The organism is Pseudomonas sp. LAMO17WK12:I1 (assembly GCF_900177315.1).
Lineage (GTDB): Bacteria > Pseudomonadota > Gammaproteobacteria > Pseudomonadales > Pseudomonadaceae > Aquipseudomonas > Aquipseudomonas marginalis.
On sequence record NZ_FWZV01000011.1, the window covers coordinates 49,851 to 69,807 of the forward strand.

Genomic DNA, 19,957 nt, shown 5'->3' on the forward strand with positions numbered 1-19,957 from the left:
GCCCGCCAAGACCTTCAGTGGATAGGGTGTTATGTCCGGAAAAGCGCAACAGCAGTCTCGTATCAAAGAGTTGATCACCCTTGGTCGTGAGCAGAAGTATCTGACTTACGCAGAGGTCAACGATCACCTGCCTGAGGATATTTCAGATCCAGAGCAGGTGGAAGACATCATCCGCATGATTAATGACATGGGGATCCCCGTACACGAGAGTGCTCCGGATGCGGACGCCCTTATGTTGGCCGACGCCGATACCGACGAGGCAGCCGCTGAAGAAGCCGCTGCCGCGTTGGCCGCGGTGGAGACCGACATCGGTCGCACGACTGACCCTGTGCGCATGTATATGCGTGAAATGGGTACCGTCGAGTTGCTGACACGCGAAGGCGAGATCGAAATCGCCAAGCGTATCGAAGAGGGTATCCGTGAAGTGATGGGCGCAATCGCGCACTTCCCTGGCACGGTTGACCACATTCTCTCCGAGTACACTCGCGTCACCACCGAAGGTGGCCGCCTGTCCGACGTCCTGAGCGGTTATATCGACCCGGACGACGGCATCGCGCCGCCTGCTGCAGAAGTACCGCCGCCTGTCGATGCCAAAGCCGCGAAAGCGGACGATGACACCGAAGACGACGATGCCGAAGCCAGCACCGACGACGAAGATGAAGTCGAAAGCGGCCCAGACCCGATCATTGCTGCCCAGCGTTTCGGCGCGGTTTCCGATCAAATGGAAATCACCCGCAAGGCCCTGAAAAAGCACGGTCGCTCCAACAAGCTGGCAATTGCCGAGCTGCTGGCGCTGGCTGAGCTGTTCATGCCGATCAAGCTGGTACCGAAGCAATTCGAAGGCCTGGTTGAACGTGTTCGTAGCGCCCTTGAACGCCTGCGTGCACAAGAGCGTGCGATCATGCAGCTCTGTGTCCGTGATGCGCGCATGCCGCGTACCGACTTCCTGCGCCAGTTCCCGGGCCACGAAGTTGACGAAAGCTGGAGCGACGCCCTGGCCAAAGGTAAGGCGAAGTACGCTGAAGCCATTGGCCGCCTGCAGCCGGACATCATCCGTTGCCAGCAGAAGCTGACCGCACTCGAGACCGAAACCGGTCTGACGATTGCCGAGATCAAGGACATCAACCGTCGCATGTCGATCGGTGAGGCCAAGGCCCGCCGCGCGAAGAAAGAGATGGTTGAAGCGAACTTGCGTCTGGTGATCTCCATCGCCAAGAAGTACACCAACCGTGGCCTGCAATTCCTCGATCTGATCCAGGAAGGCAACATCGGCTTGATGAAGGCGGTGGACAAGTTCGAATACCGTCGCGGCTACAAGTTCTCGACTTATGCCACCTGGTGGATCCGTCAGGCGATCACTCGCTCGATCGCCGACCAGGCCCGCACCATCCGTATTCCGGTGCACATGATCGAGACGATCAACAAGCTCAACCGTATTTCCCGGCAGATGTTGCAGGAAATGGGTCGCGAACCGACCCCGGAAGAGCTGGGCGAACGCATGGAAATGCCTGAGGATAAAATCCGCAAGGTATTGAAGATCGCTAAAGAGCCGATCTCCATGGAAACCCCGATCGGTGATGACGAAGACTCCCACCTGGGTGACTTCATCGAAGACTCGACCATGCAGTCGCCAATCGATGTCGCCACTGTTGAGAGCCTTAAGGAAGCGACCCGCGACGTACTGTCCGGCCTCACTGCCCGTGAAGCCAAGGTACTGCGCATGCGTTTCGGCATCGACATGAATACCGACCACACCCTTGAGGAAGTCGGTAAGCAGTTTGACGTGACCCGCGAGCGGATCCGCCAGATCGAAGCCAAGGCGTTGCGCAAGTTGCGCCACCCGACGCGAAGCGAGCATCTGCGCTCCTTCCTCGACGAGTGACACCAGAACCCCCGGCCCAGGCCGGGGGTTTTGCTTTGTACAGATAAAATCCTGCGCAAATCCCCTCCCCCGCAATGCCCGTCTACACTCGAAACATTCCCCGTGCCATAACGAGACCGTTATGCCCAGATTGCCGACTGTGTTACTGCTGTCGCTGCTGACCTGGACCGCAACGGCTGGCGCGTTGACTCTTAGCGATGATGAGCGTGGCTGGCTGGCGGACCATCAGGAGTTGCGCGTGGGGGTGGACGCCTCCTGGCCACCCTTCGAATACCGTGATGAAGAGGGCCGCTACCAAGGCTTGGCGGCGGACTACGTACGCCTGATCCAGGAACGCCTGGGGGTCAGGATCAAACTGATTGAGCCGGTCAATTGGAGTGCCTTGCTGGAGCAGGCACGCCACAGCCAACTCGACCTGCTGCCGGGCATCATGTCTACCCCCGAACGCCAGGACTTCATGGCATTCACACGCCCTTACCTGGACTTTCCCATTGTCATCCTCGCCCATGAAGGCGGCGCCCGACCACGCAACCTCAATGACCTTTATGGGCTGAAGATTGCCGTGGTGGAAAACTATGCCCCCCATGAACTGCTACGCACCCACCATCCAGACCTCAACCTGGTGGCCCTGCCCAATGTCAGTTCGACGCTGCAGGCCTTGGCCACCGACGAAGTCGACGCCGTGGTGGGCGACCTCGCGTCGAGCGTCTGGAGTCTGCGCCAGCTCAAGCTCGATGGCCTGTACGTAAGTGGCGAAACGCCGTACCGCTATCAATTGGCGATGGGCGTACCACGGGACAACAAAATACTGGTGGGTATCCTGGACAAGGTTCTCGCCGACCTCAGCCCTGCTGAAACAGAAGCCATCCAGCAACACTGGGTGGGCAGCCTCACCGACCATCGTACGTTCTGGACCGACCTGCTGATGTACGGCCTGCCCGCGGTGCTGTTGTTGAGCACCGTTTTGGCCATCGTCATTCGGATCAATCGCCGGCTGAGTTCGGAAATTTCCCGCCGCGTCGCCCTCGAACAGGAACTGCGCAGCAGCGAATACCATTATCGCGGCCTGGTGGAGAGCCTGTCCGCCATCGCCTGGGAAGCCAGCGTTACCGATTTCACCTACAGCTATGTGTCACCCCACGCCGAGGACCTGCTCGGTTACCCGCGCGCCCATTGGCTGATTCCGGGCTTCTGGCGCAACATCATTCACCCCGCCGACCTCATCCGCACCGAAGCCTATTGCTACCGGGAAACCCGCGCCAACCGCGACCACAGCATCGACTATCGGGTGATCACGGCGGACGGCCGCTGCCTTTGGGTGCGTGACATTGTGAGCCTGATCGAACACGGCCATGAACCAGTGTTGCGGGGCTTGATGATCGACATCAGCGAAGCCAAACGTACTGAAGAGGCGCTGCAGCTTTCCGAGCAAAAGTTTGCTTCCGTGTTTCAGCAATGCCCCGACATCCTGGTGATCGCGCGACTGTCCGATGGCTGCCTGCTTGAGGTCAACAAAGCATTTGAGGACCAAGTGGGCCTGAAAGCCGCAGAGGTGATCGGAAAAACCGCGACCGCCCTGAATATCTGGGGCATCCCCGGTATCGGCCCCGATCTGTTGAAACGCGTGCAAACCACCAGCATTCGCAACCTGGAAATGCCCTTTCTGCGCAGCAATGGCCAGGCCTTTATCGGGCTGATTTCCGCCGAACCGTTTCAACTCGACACCACCGAAGCCATTGTGGTGGTGGTCCGCGACATCACCCAACTCAAGGAAACCCAGCAACAACTGCAAATCTCCGAAGAGAAATTCGCCAAGGCCTTCCACGCCTCTCCCGATGGCTTGCTGCTGAGCCGCCAGCGGGATGGCCTGCTGATTGAAGTGAACGATGGTTTCAGTCGCATCACCGGCTTCAACAGTACGACATCCCTCGACCAATCGACCCTTGACCTGGGCATCTGGGTCGATCTTAACGAACGCAAGCACATGCTGGAGTTGATGCATCGAGATGGATACGTGCGTGACTTCATCTGCCATATACGCCGCAGCGACGGGCAGATCCGGCTGTGCGAAGTCTCCAGCCGCCCACTGCCAATTGCCGGTGAAGACTGCATGCTCACCATCGCCCGGGACATCACCGAGCGCCAGCTGATGCAGGAAAAACTGCAACAGGCCGCCACGGTATTCGAGAGTACCGCCGAGGGCGTATTGATCACCGACACGCGCCAGAACATCAGCGCCGTCAACCGCGCCTTCAGCGAGATCACCGGCTACAGTGAAGCCGAAGCCCTGGGCCAGACACCGCGCCTGCTCGCCTCCGGCCTGCATGACAGCGCCTTCTACGCCGCCATGTGGCACCAGTTGACGGCCCAAGGTCATTGGCAGGGCGAAATCTCCAACCGCCGCAAGAACGGCGAGTTGTACCCCAGCTGGCTGACCATCAGCGCCGTGCGCAACCGCGACCAGTTGATCACGCATTTTGTCGCGGTGTTTGCCGACATCTCCAGCCTCAAGCTGGCCCAGGCGCGCCTCGACTATCAGGCGCACCACGACCCACTGACCGGCCTGCCGAACCGCACGCTGTTTGAAAGTCGGCTGCAGGCGGCCCTCAACGGCCATCAGGAAACCGGCAAACAAGGCGCGGTGCTGTTTCTCGACCTGGATCGTTTCAAACACATCAATGACAGCCTCGGCCACCCGATCGGCGACCTGCTGCTCAAAGACATCGCCGTACGCCTCAAGGAGCAACTGCGTGACATCGACACCGTCGCGCGCCTGGGCGGCGATGAATTCATCATCCTTCTACCCGGCCTGCAACACGCCAGCGACGCCGAGCAACTGGCCAATAAGCTGCTGGCCTGCTTCACCCCACCGTTCCAGGCCGGCGAACACGAGTTCTTCATCAGCGCCAGCATCGGCACCAGCCTGTACCCCCAGGACGGTACCGACGTGGCCACCCTGGTCAAGAACGCCGACGCCGCGATGTACCGCTCCAAGGCCAAGGGCCGTAACCGGGTCGAAAGTTACACCCGCGACCTGACAGCCCAGGCCAACGAGCGCGTGGCACTGGAGCACGAACTGCGGCGAGCCATCGAACGTGATGAGTTGGTCCTGTATTACCAGCCAAAACTGAGCCTGCTGACACAAGAATTGATCGGCGCCGAAGCCTTGATCCGCTGGCACCACCCCACCTTTGGCGACGTCTCGCCCGAACACTTCATTGCCCTGGCCGAAGAGAACGGCATGATCCTGCAGATTGGCGACTGGGTGCTGGAGCACGCCTGTCGGCAAATGCACACCTGGCAAAGCACTTTCGATGACTTTGGCCCACTATCGGTCAACCTCGCCGGCGCGCAACTGCGCCACCCTGGTTTACTGGCTCGTATCGAACAGCTACTGCGCGACTACAGCCTCGAACCGGGCTGCCTGCAATTGGAGATCACTGAAAACTTCATCATGAGCCAGGCCGAAGAAGCGCTGGCAGTCCTGCACCAACTCAAGCGCCTGGGCGTACAGCTGGCGATCGACGATTTCGGCACCGGCTATTCGTCCCTCAGCTATCTCAAGCGCCTGCCACTGGATTTCCTGAAGATCGACCAGTCCTTCGTCCGCGGCCTGCCTGACGACCCCCACGACGCAGCCATCGTGCGCGCCATCATCGCGCTGGGCCACAGCATGCAATTCACCATCATCGCAGAAGGCGTGGAGAACCCCGCGCAGCAAGCCTTCCTGACTGCTGAAGGCTGCGAACAGATGCAGGGCTACATCGTCAGCCTGCCGCTACCGCCCGAGCTTTTTGCGACGACCTTCCTTCGCAGGAGCATTGAGGATTTTTCGGATAGCACAGTGGAGAAACCATCGTTATAATCCGCGACCTACTGAGGGCCTATAGCTCAGTTGGTCAGAGCAGAGGACTCATAATCCTTTGGTCCACGGTTCAAGTCCGTGTGGGCCCACCAACTCCAAAGCCGCGCATTGCGCGGCTTTTGTGTGTCTGGCACAGACGTTTTGCGTGGGGGGCGGCCTACAACCTTACTTCGCAAACAACTGCCCAATATCCCTGAATGCCTTGAACTCCAACGCATTGCCGCACGGGTCGAACAGGAACAAGGTCGCCTGCTCACCCACCTGTCCCTTGAACCGAATATGCGGTTCCAACACAAACGTCGTCTGCCGCGCCTGTAAACGGTCTGCCAGGGCGTGCCAATCTTCCCAGCCCAGCACCACGCCAAAATGCGGCACGGGCACGTCGTGGCCGTCGACAGCGTTAGTGTGGGCGGCTTCCTGGGAGGCGGTTTTCGGGTGTTCGTGAATCACCAGTTGATGGCCGAAGAAGTTGAAGTCGACCCAGTGTTCGCTGGAGCGGCCCTCCTCCAACCCAAAGACGTCGCCGTAGAAGTGCCGTGCAGCGGCGAGATCGAATACCGGAATGGCCAGGTGAAAGGGCGCGAGTGTCATCAGTTCAAACCTCTATGGGCGTTAGTTAGCCGAGTTTAGCCTTGCTCCCAACGATGAAAAGACGATAGTTTTTGCGTCGAGCTCAAAAAATTTTGATGAATCGAGACCCCCATGTTGCGTGAATTGAAGACCTTTATTGCGGTAACGCGCCACGGGACGTTTGCGGCAGCGGGCATGCATATCGGGCTGACGCAGTCAGCGGTGAGTGCCCAGATTCGTCAGTTGGAGCAAGCGCTGGGCGTGCAGTTGTTCGACCGCACCGGCCGCCAGGCCACCCTGAATGCCGCCGGTTTGCGCGCATTACCCTTGGCCAAGGAGATTCTGGAGACCTTCAACCGCATGGCGGTGCCGGTGAATACCAATGAATACCGGGGTGAGTTGAAAGTCGGTGCTATCACTACGGCTCAAACCGGTTTGCTGCCCCAGGCGTTGGTGCGCTTGCGCCAGGCCGCACCAACGGTTGAGTGCAAGTTGGTGCCTGGTGTCTCCCTGGAGCTGTTGAACCAGGTCGACGCTGGAGAGTTGGATTCGGCAATCATCATTCGACCGCCCTTCGACCTGCCCAAGGAGTTGTATGTGCAGGTGCTGCGCAAGGAGCCGTTCGTGTTGGTCGTGCCGAACACATTGGTGGGCGACGACCCTTTGCACCTACTCAACACCCAGCCCCATGTGCGCTATGACCGTGCTTCGTTTGGCGGCCGACTCGTGAGCCGGTTTCTGCGCGAGCAGAAGCTTGAGATGCAAGTGGCGCTGGAGCTGGATGAACTCGAAGCCATCGTCAGGATGGTGGAGTGTGGCCTGGGCGTATCGTTGATTCCAAAGGCAGGCTTGTGGCTGGAGCGCTCGCCCCAAGTAAGAATAATCCCGCTGGGCAAGCTGACTTTTTTCCGCGAGATCATCCTGCTGGGCCGCTACAGCCAACGTCACCTGCCGGTGCCACAACTGTTTGCCCGCTGCCTGCTGGCCGATCCAAGCCTGTAACATGCGTTCCCATTGCCGCCCGTCACGGAGCCTCACGTGCCTGTTCTAGATGAAATCGATCGCCAGTTGATCGCCGCCCTGCAGATCAACGCCCGCGAAAGCGTGGCCATGCTCGCCCGGCAGTTGGGCATTGCGCGCACCACGGTGACGTCGCGCCTTGCGCGCCTGGAGAAAACCCAGGTGATCACCGGTTATGGTGTGCGCCTGGGTCAACGCGTGGTAGATGGGGGCTTGCAGGCCTATGTGGGGATCACCGTGCAACCGCGCTCGGGCAAAGAAGTGCTGCGCAGGCTGAGCGCCATGGCCCAGGTTCAACAATTGTGCGCGGTCAGCGGCGAGTTCGATTACGTGGCCTGGTTGCGCACCGATTCGCCGGAACAGCTCGATCAATTGCTGGACCAGATTGGCAGTGTCGATGGCGTAGAGAAAACCACCACATCGATCATCCTCAGTAACAAATTGGATCGCGGCCAACCCATCTGACCACCTAATTCGTCACTATGACTAAAAACAATTCATTCCGACGACACTTTGCGTCTTATTAACGAACGTAACGCTCCCTAAACTGGCTGCCATCTTTTCCTATACTCAGCGGGTCACTTCCCGCCGAGTCGTCAGCAAGGGCCCGCCATGAGCATTCCGTCCAGCACCATCAGCAAGACCCATCGCCACCCTGCCGACGGTAAAAAACCCATCACCATCTTTGGCCCGGATTTCCCGTTCGCCTTCGATGACTGGATCGAACACCCCGCCGGACTCGGCAGTATCCCCGCCGCCAACCATGGCGCCGAAGTGGCCATCGTCGGCGCCGGTATCGCCGGGTTGGTCGCCGCCTACGAGCTGATGAAGCTGGGCCTCAAGCCCGTGGTGTATGAGGCCTCGAAGATGGGCGGCCGTTTGCGTTCCCAGGCCTTCGAAGGCGCCGAAGGCATCATCGCCGAGCTGGGCGGCATGCGCTTTCCGGTGTCGTCCACCGCGTTCTATCACTACGTCGACAAGCTGGGCCTGGAAACCAAACCCTTCCCCAACCCGCTGACGCCAGCTTCCGGCAGTACGGTGATCGATCTGGAAGGCCAGACCCACTACGCACAAAAGCTGTCCGATTTACCCGCGCTGTTCCAGGAAGTGGCTGACGCCTGGGCCGACGCCCTGGAAGCCGGCTCGCAGTTCGGCGATATCCAGCAAGCCATCCGCGATCGTGATGTGCCGCGCCTCAAAGCGTTGTGGAACAAGCTGGTGCCCTTGTGGGACGACCGCACCTTCTACGACTTCGTAGCCACCTCCAAGGCCTTCGCCAAGTTGTCGTTCCACCACCGCGAGGTGTTTGGCCAGGTAGGTTTCGGCACCGGCGGCTGGGACTCGGATTTCCCCAACTCCATGTTGGAAATATTCCGCGTGGTCATGACCAACTGTGACGATCACCAGCACCTGGTGGTCGGCGGCGTAGCCCAGGTGCCGCTGGGCATCTGGCGCCATGTGCCGGAACGATGCGCCCACTGGCCCGCCGGTACCAGCCTGAGCTCGCTGCACCGCGGTGCACCACGGGCCGGGGTAAAACGCATCGCCCATGCTGCCGATGGCCGTTTCGCGGTGACCGACAACTACGGCGATACCCGCGAATACGCGGCCGTGCTCACCACCTGCCAAAGCTGGCTGCTGACCACCCAGATCGAGTGCGATGAAACCTTGTTCTCGCAAAAGATGTGGATGGCCCTGGACCGTACCCGCTACATGCAATCGTCAAAGACCTTCGTGATGGTCGACCGCCCATTCTGGAAAGACAAAGACCCGGAGACCGGCCGCGACCTGATGAGCATGACCCTCACCGATCGCCTCACGCGCGGCACTTACCTATTCGACAACGGCGACGACAAACCAGGGGTGATCTGCCTGTCGTACTCGTGGATGAGCGACGCGCTGAAAATGCTCCCGCAGCCCATCGACAAGCGGGTGAAACTGGCGCTGGACGCATTGAACAAGATCTACCCGAAAGTCGACATCAAGGCGCGCATCATCGGCGACCCGATCACCGTGTCCTGGGAAGCCGACCCGCATTTCCTCGGGGCCTTCAAAGGCGCGTTGCCAGGTCACTACCGCTACAACCAGCGTATGTATGCGCACTTCATGCAGAAGGACATGCCCGCTGAACAGCGTGGGATTTTTATCGCCGGTGACGACGTGTCCTGGACTCCAGCATGGGTGGAGGGCGCGGTACAAACCTCATTGAACGCGGTGTGGGGCATCATGACCCACTTTGGTGGCAGCACTCACCCCGAGAACCCGGGGCCGGGTGATGTGTTCGATGAGATCGGGCCGATCGCCCTGGCCGATTAAGGAGTTACGCCATGCGTGTCGCCCTGTACCAATGCCCGCCGCTACCGCTGGATGTAGCCGGGAACCTCAAGCGCCTGCACCAGCTAGCGCATGAAGCGACCGATGCCGATGTGCTGGTGCTACCGGAGATGTTCCTCACCGGTTACAACATCGGCGCCGAAGCCGTAGGTGCATTGGCCGAAGCGCAGGATGGGGAGTCTGCGCAAGCCATTGCCGAAATCGCACAAAACGCCGGGCGGGCCATTCTGTACGGCTATCCGGAGCGGGCCCAAGACGGGCAGATCTACAACGCCGTGCAGTTGATCGACGCCCACGGCCAGCGCCTGTGCAACTACCGCAAGACCCATCTGTTCGGGGATCTGGATCACTCGATGTTCAGTGCCGGCGACGATGATTTCCCGCTGGTGGAACTCAACGGATGGAAGTTGGGGTTCCTGATCTGCTATGACCTGGAGTTCCCGGAAAACACCCGACGCCTGGCCCTGGCCGGTGCCGAGCTGATCCTGGTGCCCACCGCCAATATGGCGCCGTTCGACTTTGTCGCCGATGTCACCGTGCGGGCGCGGGCCTTCGAAAACCAGTGCTATGTGGCCTACGCCAATTACTGCGGGCACGAAGGCGATATCCAGTACTGCGGGCAAAGCAGCATTGCCGCACCGGATGGCCAGCGAATCGCCCAGGCGGGTCTGGATGAAGCCTTGATTGTCGGGACAGTGGACCGGCAATCGATCCTCGACGCCCGCGCCGCCAACCATTACCTGCAAGACCGGCGTCCCGAGCTTTACGGCCCGCTGCACAAGCCCTGATTGAATGGGTTTGTTAGCATAGGCACTTGCCCCGTTCTGGAAGTGCCCATGCCCGCCCCGGCCCACCTTTATCCCGTTCACCTGACCCTGGCCAATGGCCTGCGGGTTTCCCTGCGCCATGCACCGCGCTTAAAACGTTGCGCGGCGGCGCTGCGGGTGGCTGCCGGTAGCCACGACGTGCCGTTGGCCTGGCCGGGGTTGGGGCATTTTCTTGAGCATTTGTTGTTTCTGGGAACCGAGCGTTTTCCCGCCGGAGAAGGGCTGATGGCCTACGTGCAGCGCCACGGCGGCCAAGTGAATGCAAGCACCCGCGAACGCACCACGGACTTCTTCTTTGAACTCCCGGTTTCAGTCTTTGCCCACGGGCTGGAGCGGCTGGCGGACATGCTGACCCATCCGCGCCTGACCCCGGAAGATCAACGGCGCGAGCGCGAAGTGCTGCACGCCGAGTACGTCGCCTGGTCCCAGGATGCCAAGGCACAGCAGCAGGTGGCGCTGCTAGAAGGCTTGGCAGCGGATCATCCACTGCGCGGCTTTCACGCGGGCAACCGCGACAGCCTGCCGGTGGAGCGCGAGGAATTTCAAAAGGCACTCAGGGAATTCCACGGATATTTCTATCAAAGCGGGCAGATGACCTTGAGCCTCGCCGGCCCGCAACCGCTGCAAGAACTGGAAGCCCTGGCGCAGCGTTTCAGCGCGCAACTGATCGCTGGCCCCTTGCATCCGCAGGCCTCACCACCGGCCTTGATGCGAGGCCAGGCTCGGCGCTATCAACACATCGACAACAACCACCTGCACCACGTCATCACCTGTGACGCGCCCCGTGAAGCCCTGGATTTCCTCTGCACCTGGCTCAATGCCTCTGCGCCGGGCGGGCTGCTCGCCGAGTTAAAAACCCGACACTTGGCCAGCGCCCTGCAGGCATCGGTGCTGTACCACTTCGCCGGACAAGCCGTGCTGGACATCGACTTTACACTCGATAGCAAGGACGAACCGACCACACCCATTGAGGCGCTGCTGCACGACTGGCTGAGCTTTTTCGCACACAGCGATTGGACGCCACTGCGCGAAGAGTTCGCCCTGCTGAACGCTCGCCAACAACAGGTCCAGGGCGCCCTGGCATTGGCTCGAAACAACAGCGAAGACCTCAGTGAACTGGGCGTCGCCGCGCTCAAGGCCCTGCTTGATTCACTGCACTTGCCGCCCGCCGAACACCGTTGGCAACTGCCCCCGAACAACCCGTTCCTGCGCCCACCGGTCAAAGAAGAACGCGCCGGCCTGATCCGTGGCCAAACCAGCGCTCACCGAGGCTTGCGCACGTTTGCCCAGGATCGTTCACGGGGGCGAAGGGACGTATCGGCGCTGACCTTCAGCCAGGCCTTGGCGGATGACGGCGATGAAGGTGCGCTGTATGTGCAGTGGCGCTTCGACGCGCCAGCGCCTGCCGGGCTGGAAAACACCTTGCAGCCATTGCGTGAATATGCGCGCCAGGCGGGCGTCGAATTATCTCTCGAAGCCACCGGCCATGATTGGCTGGTGAAGATGACTGGGCTGCACGAGCCGATGCCGGCCGTGCTGGAGGCGTTGGCGCAGCGCCTGAACCTGCCGCAGGAAACTGCCCCGGCACCTGCGCCCATGATCGCTATCCGGAAACTGCTCCAGGCCCTGCCCGCGTGCTGCGCCACCGGCCGTGCCGACGCCAGCGAACAGCCTGGATCCTGGGCCACTGCGCGCTGGCACGGCCTGGGGCTGAGTCTGCCCGCCGCATGTGAAACGTTGATAAAGGCAGCCGCCGCCCGTCTGCCTGGGCAACCTGCACACTTCGAACCTTCTCTTCAACACCTCGGCGGTCAACGTGTGTGGCATACGGTTAAAACTGACTCAACCGAAGCCGCCGTGCTGCTGTTTTGCCCGGCACCCAGCCAATCCCTGGCCGATGAAGCCTCATGGCGGCTGCTTGGGCACGTGCTCCAAGGGCCGTTCTACCAACGCCTGAGGGTCGAGTTGCAATTGGGCTACGCCGTATTCAGCGGTGTCCGACAGATCAACGGGCAAACCGGCCTGCTGTTGGGTGTGCAATCACCCAGCGTTTCACTGGCAGGTATCGTCGATCACCTGCAAGCCTTCCTGAAACACCTACCGTTGTTGATCGACGGCACCGATGACGTGGGCAATCACGCCTTGGCACAGCAGTTCTGCGCTGCGACGTTACCGATCACCCAAAGCGCCGAACTGCTTTGGCACGCGCGCCTGGCGGGCCATCCGTCGGATTACCTGTACCGGCTTCAACAACTGATCCAGGCCCGCACACGGGAGGACCTGCAACACGCGGCCCAACAGCTGCAGGATGCGACCGGCGGCTGGCGCTGCATCGCCAACGGCCCGCCTGTCGACGAGAGCTGGCAACCGGCGAGCTGATCATTGCCAACCCTGCAACAGGCTTTTTCCACCAAGACAGCGCTAACTTGAGAAGAATTGCGTAACATTCCCACGCACACATCTGAACATCTCCGACTGGAGGTGGACTATATGTATTACTTGGTAGTAAACGTCCCATCCCTTCGTAGGAGTAAGAATATGACCTGGTCCAAACCTGCTTACACTGATCTGCGCATCGGCTTCGAAGTCACCATGTACTTCGCCAGCCGCTAAGCCGCTGGGTAATACAACGCCTCGGTTCGCCCGGGGCGTTTTTGTTTTGAGCTTTGCTTGATGGAGCGGCCATGTTTGTCCAGATTCTAGGTTCCGCCGCTGGCGGCGGCTTCCCGCAGTGGAACTGCAACTGCGTGAACTGCGCAGGTTTTCGTGACGGCAGCCTGCGGACGCAGGCGCGGACCCAGTCGTCCATCGCCATTTCCGACGATGGCGTGAACTGGGTACTGTGCAATGCCTCACCGGATATCCGCGCGCAACTCCAGGGTTTTGCGCCGATGCAGCCCGGCCGCGCACTGCGCGACACCGGCATCAGTGCCATCATCCTGATGGACAGCCAGATCGACCACACCACCGGCCTGTTGAGCCTGCGCGAAGGTTGCCCGCACCAGGTGTGGTGCACCGACATGGTCCATGAAGACCTGAGCACCGGCTTCCCGCTGTTCACCATGCTCACCCACTGGAACGGCGGCCTGGCCTGGAACCGCATCGAGCTGGATGCCAGCTTCACCATCCCGGCCTGCCCCAACCTGCGCTTCACCCCGCTGCCACTGCGCAGCGCTGCCCCGCCCTACTCACCGCACCGCTTCGACCCGCACCCAGGCGACAATATCGGCCTGATCGTCGAAGACCTGCGCACCGGCGGCAAACTGTTCTACGCCCCGGGCCTGGGCAAAGTCGACGCGCCGTTGCTGGAGATCATGGCCGGCAGCGATTGCCTGCTGGTGGACGGTACGATGTGGGACGACGATGAAATGCAGCGCCGTGGCGTCGGCACCCGTACCGGCCGCGAGATGGGCCACCTGGCGCAGAATGGCCCCGGCGGCATGCTCGAAGTGCTGGAGCAATTGCCCAAGCAGCGCAAGGTGCTTATCCACATCAACAACACCAACCCGATCCTCGATGAAGATTCTCCCGAGCGCGCGGAACTGGTGCGGCGCAATGTCGAAGTCGCTTACGACGGCATGAGCATTGAATTGTAGGAGCAGACGACATGACTGACACACCATTGAGCACCGCCGAGTTCGAAGCCGCCTTGCGGGCCAAAGGCGCCTTCTACCATATCCATCACCCGTACCATGTGGCGATGTATGAAGGCCGTGCCACCCGCGAGCAGATCCAGGGCTGGGTCGCCAACCGTTTCTATTACCAGGTGAACATCCCGCTGAAAGACGCGGCGATCCTGGCCAACTGCCCGGACCGCGAGATCCGTCGCGAGTGGATCCAGCGCCTGCTCGACCACGATGGCGCACCCGGTGAGGACGGCGGCATCGAAGCCTGGTTGCGCTTGGGCCAGGCGGTCGGCCTCGACCCCGACCAGTTGCGCTCCCAGGAACTGGTGCTGCCCGGCGTACGCTTTGCGGTAGACGCCTACGTCAACTTTGCGCGCCGCGCCAGCTGGCAGGAAGCCGCCAGCAGCTCGCTCACCGAGCTGTTCGCGCCGCAGATCCATCAGTCGCGCCTCGACAGCTGGCCGCAGCACTACCCGTGGATCGACCCCACCGGATACGAGTATTTCCGCACCCGCCTGGGCCAGGCGCGGCGCGATGTGGAGCATGGGCTGGCAATCACCTTGCAGCACTACACCACCCGTGAAGGCCAGGAGCGCATGCTGGAAATCCTCCAGTTCAAACTCGACATCCTGTGGAGCATGCTGGATGCCATGAGCATGGCCTACGAACTGAAACGCCCGCCGTATCACAGCGTGACCGAGCAGCGGATGTGGCATAAAGGGATCACCCTATGAGCTTCGATCGCAGCAGAAAACCGACCTGGCGCCAGGGCTACCGCTACCAGTACGAACCCGCGCAAAAAGGCCATGTGTTGCTCTACCCCGAAGGCATGATCAAGCTCAACGACAGCGCCGCGCTGATTGGAGGCCTGATTGACGGTGAGCGCGACGTGGCGGCGATCATTGCCGCCCTCGAAGAACAGTTCCCCGGCGTACCTGAGCTGGGTGACGACATCGAGCAATTCATGGAGGTCGCCCGTGCTGAGCACTGGATCACCCTTGCCTGAGAAACCCGCCATCGGCCTGCCGCTGTGGTTGCTCGCCGAGTTGACCTACCGCTGCCCGCTGCAATGCCCGTATTGCTCCAACCCGCTGGACTTTGCCGAGCAGGGCAAGGAGCTGAGCACCGAGCAGTGGGTCAAGGTATTTCGCGAGGCCCGCGAGATGGGCGCGGCGCAACTGGGGTTTTCCGGCGGTGAGCCGCTGGTGCGCCAGGACCTCGCCGAGTTGATCGCCGAGGCGCGCAAGCTGGGGTTCTACACCAACCTGATCACCTCGGGCATCGGCCTGACCGAGCAGAAGATCAGCGATTTCAAGAAAGCCGGCCTGGACCATATCCAGATTAGCTTCCAGGCCAGCGACGAACAGGTGAACAACCTGCTGGCGGGTTCGAAAAAAGCCTTCGCGCAAAAGCTGGAAATGGCCCGCGCAGTGAAGGCGCATGGCTACCCGATGGTGCTGAACTTCGTCACCCATCGGCACAATATCGACAAGATCGACCGCATCATCGAGCTGTGTATTGCGCTGGAGGCGGATTTTGTAGAGCTTGCCACCTGCCAGTTCTACGGCTGGGCGCAACTCAATCGCGTGGGTTTATTGCCGACGAAGGAACAACTGGTGCGCGCCGAACGCATCACCAACGAATACCGCGCCAAGCTCGAAGCCGAAGGTCATCCGTGCAAGTTGATATTCGTGACGCCGGATTACTACGAGGAACGCCCGAAAGCCTGCATGAACGGCTGGGGCAGTATCTTTCTGACCGTGACGCCAGACGGCACCGCCCTGCCCTGCCACGGCGCCCGACAGATGCCGGTGCAGTTTCCCAATGTGCGCGACCACAGCATGCAGCACATCTGGTACGACTCTTTCGGGTTCAACCGCTTTCGCGGCTACGACTGGATGCCCGAGCCGTGTCGTTCGTGCGATGAAAAGGAAAAGGATTTCGGTGGCTGCCGTTGCCAGGCCTTCATGCTCACGGGGGATGCGAGCAATGCCGACCCGGTGTGCAGCAAGTCCGAGCAGCACGGCATCATCCTCAAGGCGCGGGAAGAAGCCGAGCACGCTACCCAGACCATCGAGCAACTGGCCTTTCGCAATGAGCGCAATTCACGGCTCATCGCAAAAGGCTGACGGGCTCAGCGCTTGGCGATGATGTACACGGCGTGAATGATGCCTGGGAAGTAACCGCACAAGGTCAGCAGAATATTCAGCCAGAACGCGCCAGCGAAACCCACTTGCAGGAACACACCCAGTGGCGGCAGCAGAATGGCGATGATGATACGAATGAAGTCCATGGGTCAGCTCCAGAAAATCGGCTCGTGTGAACCGTGTAGCTAATCGACCTTGGGCGTTCGTGAGGGTTCAGTGGGATCTGGCACCGGGCCATCCTTCAGGCCAGAATTTCTAACCCATGCTTTTGCACGATGCTAAGAAGTTTGAGCGCCATGCCGCTGGGTTGCTTCTCGCCAGATTCCCATTTCTTCACCGTGGAGGCGCTGGTATTCAGGTAACGAGCAAACACCGGTTGGCTGACATGGCTACTTTCACGTAGCTGCTTGATCTGTTCGGCAGGTATTTGTTCCGGGACGGCAGAGAAGCACGCTTCGTCGTATTCACGAAGGGTAGTTTTACTAATAGCACCGATGGCATAAAGCGCTTTGGCGGATTGGTGAATGGACTCCAGCGCTTCACTTTCATATTTTTTGGTCATGATGTATCTCCACAAACTCCCTGAGATCCAAGAGCTGCTGGATCTGCGTTTCGTTTAAGCCTTCATAAACTTTTGCCATCGCCCGAAACCAAGCCAAATCTTTCTGACTGATATTGCTTTGGTCTTGCTTGGCGAACAGCAACTGATAAACCCAGTATTGCCTGCCCTTGGCCAACACTATGGAGCGATGCCTATTCTGGTTGAGGCGTTTCTTCCAGACACCGCCTCCCAAATTGTCAGCTTGTCCCCTGAGCAATTGGCCAAACGCGTCCCTCAACTCCGAATCGTAGATCCAGGACTTGCTGGCCGCACCAGCAAACTGCCGTGTTTTAAATAACCTAAGCCTCATGGATATCCCTTCCCACAAACATACCACCCAGTGGTATAGATTAGAAGTGGAGCAACCCGTGCTCCGTCGACAGTCCTTATCGACGCACGCTAAAAGCCATTGTTTTCACAGGCGATCAATCAACGCTTTCAATCCAAAAATTTCACACGCAAAAAAACGCCCCCAGCCGAAAAAATCAGGCTGGAGGCGCCGCGTATACCGCGAGACGGTTCAGGAATGTGGGTCAGACGGCGATGCCCTTGCGGCATTGCAACTGGGCGGTGCGCACCCGGGAAAAAGCGCGGGCCAGGCGCAGGAGCATTTCGTCGATGTTGCTTTTGCTCACCGTAAGCGCCGGGGTGAAGCGCAGGCAGTCAGGTTGCGGGGCGTTGAGGATCAGGCCTTCGTGCAGGGCGGCTTTTACCACTGCATCTGCAGAATCATCCGACAACGTCAGGCCCCACATCAGGCCGTGGCCGCGCAATGGGCCCTGGTCGTAGCGGTAGGCCAGCCGGGCAAGGCCTTCGCCCAGGTAAAGGCCGGATTCACGTACGTGTTCCAGGAAGCCATGCTCCAGCACCGTATCGAGTACCGCCAGCCCGGCCGATGCCATCAATGCGTTGCCATGATGGGTACCTTCCAGCTCACCCACGTCGAAGCAACAGGCGTTGCCGCGCGCCAGCAGCGCAGCCAATGGCACGCCGCCGCCCAGGCCTTTGCCGAGGGTGATGATGTCGGCTCGCACGCCGTATTGCTGTTCGGCAAGCAAGGTGCCGCAACGGCCAAGGCCGGTTTGTACTTCGTCGAGGATCAGCAGGATCCCCAGTTCGCGGCACAGCCGTTCAACCCCCTTGAGGTAATGCTCCGTCGCGGGGATCACACCGGCTTCGCTCTGGACCGGCTCCAGCAGGATGGCGACTGTCTGTGCATCGACCGCTGCATGCAGGGCCGGCAGATCGTTGAACGGCACATGGCTGAAGCCGGGCAATTGCGGTTCAAAGCGGTTTTCCAGCGTTCCCCCCGACGCCGCCAGTGCCGCGAAACTGCGACCATGGCAACCATTGCTCGCGCTGATAATGCGGTAGGCCCCGCCGCGATGCAGTTGGCCCCACTTGCGCGCCAGCTTGATCGCCGCTTCGCAGGCCTCTGCGCCACTGTTGAGCAGGTAGGCCTGGTCGCTGCCGGTACGATGGCACAGGCGGTCGACAAGATTGAGTTGAGCGCGGTTATGCAGACCCAGGCCTGGATTGATCAGGGCCTGGGTCTGGTCGGCAAGGGCTTTGATCAAGACCTGCGGGCTGTGGCCGAGGCTGTTGGCAGCGTTGCCCTGGCTGAAATCCAGGTAAGCACGCTCGTCGCTGTCCCACAGCCAGGAGCCCTGGCCACGTACGAAAACCTGAGGCGGCCTCGCCACAGTGGGCATCAGCGCCTCGCTGGACAGCGTATCGGGTGAAGCCTCCAGCACCAGGTCGTCCAGGCTGGGCACGGGGCGACGCATATTGAAGAGATTCACAGCTTGCCCCCAGTGGCAACCGGGCCTTGGTCGGTTTTCCCTGCAATCACTGTCTGCGGGTGTGTTGCCTTGCCTATGTAAACGCCATCAACATAAACGCTGTTCATTGCCCGATCCGGCCCTGTAAGCCCTGCGAATAGGCGCTAGACTAGGCGCCTCGGGGGCTACCGGCCATTTCGATTTTCCAGCTTTTTCGATAAGTAAGCCTTATGGATTTTAAGCAACTGCGTTATTTCGTCGCGGTGTATGAAGAAGGCCATGTGGGCCGTGCCGCTGAACGCCTGTCGATCTCCCAGCCGGCGCTCTCACAACAGATCCGCCAGTTGGAGCGCAACCTCGATGTGAGCCTGTTCGAACGCAGCAGCAAACGCCTGCTGCCCACCCTGGCCGCCCATACGCTGTACAACCATGCCTTGCCGCTGATCGATGGCATGCAGCAAGCCGTCGAAGCCTTGCGTAACTTCAAGGGCCAGGCCATGCGCACCCTGGCCATCGGCGTGCTGCAAACCGTGCACACCAGCCTGGTCCCGCAAATGCTCGAGCGCGTGCGCAAGGCCCAGCCGCACCTGGTGGTGCAGATCTACGAATTGACCGGGATCGAGATTGAACGGCGGTTGCTTAACGGCTCGCTGGACATCGGCATCAGCTATCTGCCGCCACGCCAGCCGGGGCTGCACGGCGTGTTGTTGTATGAGGATGAGCTGAAGGTGGTCATCCCCGAGGACCATCCCCTGCGCGAATTCAAGAAAGTCTCGCTGAAACAGGCCGCCGAACTGCCGATGTTGTTGCTGGGGGAAGAGTTCCAGGTTCGACAGATCTGGCAGGGTCAGTTATCCAACCTCGGACGCCGGCCGCAGGTACAGGCGGAGTTGAATACCATGGTGGGGATTCTCGACAGCTTGCCTAACACCAAATTGGCCACGGTGCTGCCGGGACGCTCCCAGGACGAACACAACAGCCAGTCGCTGCTCTGGAAGCCCTTGAGTGAACCCAGGGTGCCACTAAAGGTAGGTTTGGTGTGTCGCGATGTACAGCGCCAGCAGGCAACCATGGCGCTGCTGCGCACCTTGCTGGAAGACGTGATGAATGCGCCGCAGGCACTGCCGTGAAATTCGGCGCCTGACTTTTTCGCGGGCAAAAGAAAACCCCGCCGAAGCGGGGCTTTGCAGACTGTTTCCCTGACATCCATTTCACTCCGCCATCCTGGCAGAATCCTACGTGTCCGTGTTGTTGCTTTGCGCTTCCTGCGCGACGTCCATGTGAAGTAGATTATCCGTGGATCC

Annotated in this window: 18 protein-coding genes and 1 tRNA gene; 14 read left to right on the top strand and 5 right to left on the bottom strand. The window is 60.3% G+C overall.

The features are described from left to right. Positions 1 to 31: 31 nt before the first annotated feature. The 3 genes from rpoD (at position 32) to B9N88_RS20950 (ending at position 5,839) form a co-directional block, all read left to right on the top strand. Positions 32 to 1,882, top strand: a complete 1,851-nt coding sequence (gene rpoD, locus B9N88_RS20940; RefSeq protein WP_027605925.1) for an RNA polymerase sigma factor RpoD — start codon at positions 32 to 34, stop codon at positions 1,880 to 1,882. A gap of 121 nt (positions 1,883 to 2,003) precedes the next feature. Beyond that, complete coding sequence (locus B9N88_RS20945; protein WP_027605926.1) at positions 2,004 to 5,747, top strand: EAL domain-containing protein; 3,744 nt, start codon at positions 2,004 to 2,006, stop codon at positions 5,745 to 5,747. 15 nt (positions 5,748 to 5,762) lie between these two features. Then, positions 5,763 to 5,839 (top strand) — tRNA-Ile (locus tag B9N88_RS20950). Positions 5,840 to 5,912: 73 nt separating this feature from the next. Here the strand turns inward: B9N88_RS20950 and B9N88_RS20955 are convergent. Next, a complete protein-coding gene (locus tag B9N88_RS20955) occupies positions 5,913 to 6,338 on the bottom strand; it encodes a VOC family protein (RefSeq protein WP_027605927.1) in 426 nt (141 codons plus the stop codon). Between the two features lie 111 nt (positions 6,339 to 6,449). On the opposite strand from B9N88_RS20955, the gene B9N88_RS20960 reads away from it, so the two are divergent. The 10 genes from B9N88_RS20960 to pqqE all read left to right on the top strand — a co-directional run bounded on the left by B9N88_RS20960 (position 6,450) and on the right by pqqE (position 16,253). Continuing rightward, positions 6,450 to 7,319, top strand: a complete 870-nt coding sequence (locus B9N88_RS20960; protein WP_027605928.1) for a LysR family transcriptional regulator — start codon at positions 6,450 to 6,452, stop codon at positions 7,317 to 7,319. Between the two features lie 36 nt (positions 7,320 to 7,355). Continuing rightward, a complete protein-coding gene (locus B9N88_RS20965) occupies positions 7,356 to 7,802 on the top strand; it encodes an Lrp/AsnC family transcriptional regulator (protein WP_027605929.1) in 447 nt (148 codons plus the stop codon). 168 nt (positions 7,803 to 7,970) lie between these two features. Beyond that, positions 7,971 to 9,653 (top strand): flavin monoamine oxidase family protein, encoded by a 1,683-nt coding sequence (locus B9N88_RS20970; protein WP_027605930.1) that lies wholly within the window; start codon positions 7,971 to 7,973, stop codon positions 9,651 to 9,653. Between the two features lie 11 nt (positions 9,654 to 9,664). Beyond that, positions 9,665 to 10,459, top strand: a complete 795-nt coding sequence (locus B9N88_RS20975) for a carbon-nitrogen hydrolase family protein (RefSeq protein WP_027605931.1) — start codon at positions 9,665 to 9,667, stop codon at positions 10,457 to 10,459. A 48-nt stretch (positions 10,460 to 10,507) separates the two neighbouring features. Next, positions 10,508 to 12,877 carry a pyrroloquinoline quinone biosynthesis protein PqqF gene (gene pqqF, locus B9N88_RS20980; protein WP_027605932.1) on the top strand — a complete coding sequence of 790 codons (2,370 nt, stop codon included), beginning with the start codon at positions 10,508 to 10,510 and terminating at the stop codon, positions 12,875 to 12,877. Positions 12,878 to 13,036: 159 nt separating this feature from the next. Then, complete coding sequence (gene pqqA, locus B9N88_RS20985; RefSeq protein ID WP_003194766.1) at positions 13,037 to 13,111, top strand: pyrroloquinoline quinone precursor peptide PqqA; 75 nt, start codon at positions 13,037 to 13,039, stop codon at positions 13,109 to 13,111. 71 nt (positions 13,112 to 13,182) lie between these two features. After that, the gene (pqqB, locus tag B9N88_RS20990) at positions 13,183 to 14,094 is read left to right on the top strand and encodes a pyrroloquinoline quinone biosynthesis protein PqqB (RefSeq protein WP_027605933.1); all 912 of its coding nucleotides are present in this window, start codon (positions 13,183 to 13,185) and stop codon (positions 14,092 to 14,094) included. Between the two features lie 11 nt (positions 14,095 to 14,105). Then, positions 14,106 to 14,858 carry a pyrroloquinoline-quinone synthase PqqC gene (gene pqqC / locus B9N88_RS20995; RefSeq protein WP_027605934.1) on the top strand — a complete coding sequence of 251 codons (753 nt, stop codon included), beginning with the start codon at positions 14,106 to 14,108 and terminating at the stop codon, positions 14,856 to 14,858. Then, positions 14,855 to 15,130, top strand: coding sequence for a pyrroloquinoline quinone biosynthesis peptide chaperone PqqD (gene pqqD, locus B9N88_RS21000; protein WP_027605935.1), 276 nt, complete (start codon positions 14,855 to 14,857; stop codon positions 15,128 to 15,130). Before pqqC ends, pqqD begins: the two co-directional genes overlap by 4 nt. Further along, complete coding sequence (pqqE, locus tag B9N88_RS21005) at positions 15,123 to 16,253, top strand: pyrroloquinoline quinone biosynthesis protein PqqE (RefSeq protein ID WP_051429358.1); 1,131 nt, start codon at positions 15,123 to 15,125, stop codon at positions 16,251 to 16,253. Before pqqD ends, pqqE begins: the two co-directional genes overlap by 8 nt. Positions 16,254 to 16,258: 5 nt before the next feature. Here pqqE and B9N88_RS21010 read toward each other — a convergent pair whose 3' ends face one another. The 4 genes from B9N88_RS21010 to B9N88_RS21025 form a co-directional block, all read right to left on the bottom strand. Further along, positions 16,259 to 16,417: a YqaE/Pmp3 family membrane protein gene (locus B9N88_RS21010; RefSeq protein ID WP_024077743.1), complete on the bottom strand. Its 159-nt coding sequence runs from the start codon at positions 16,415 to 16,417 to the stop codon at positions 16,259 to 16,261. Positions 16,418 to 16,512: 95 nt separating this feature from the next. Then, the gene (locus B9N88_RS21015; protein ID WP_027605937.1) at positions 16,513 to 16,833 is read right to left on the bottom strand and encodes a helix-turn-helix domain-containing protein; all 321 of its coding nucleotides are present in this window, start codon (positions 16,831 to 16,833) and stop codon (positions 16,513 to 16,515) included. Beyond that, a complete protein-coding gene (locus B9N88_RS21020) occupies positions 16,817 to 17,182 on the bottom strand; it encodes a type II toxin-antitoxin system RelE/ParE family toxin (protein ID WP_027605938.1) in 366 nt (121 codons plus the stop codon). The genes B9N88_RS21015 and B9N88_RS21020 overlap by 17 nt, the downstream gene beginning before the upstream one ends. A gap of 223 nt (positions 17,183 to 17,405) precedes the next feature. Further along, on the bottom strand, positions 17,406 to 18,674 hold the full coding sequence (locus B9N88_RS21025) for an aspartate aminotransferase family protein (protein WP_027605939.1): 1,269 nt from the start codon (positions 18,672 to 18,674) through the stop codon (positions 17,406 to 17,408). A 209-nt stretch (positions 18,675 to 18,883) separates the two neighbouring features. On the opposite strand from B9N88_RS21025, the gene B9N88_RS21030 reads away from it, so the two are divergent. Then, complete coding sequence (locus tag B9N88_RS21030; protein ID WP_027605940.1) at positions 18,884 to 19,783, top strand: LysR family transcriptional regulator; 900 nt, start codon at positions 18,884 to 18,886, stop codon at positions 19,781 to 19,783. The last annotated feature ends 174 nt before the right edge of the window (positions 19,784 to 19,957 follow it).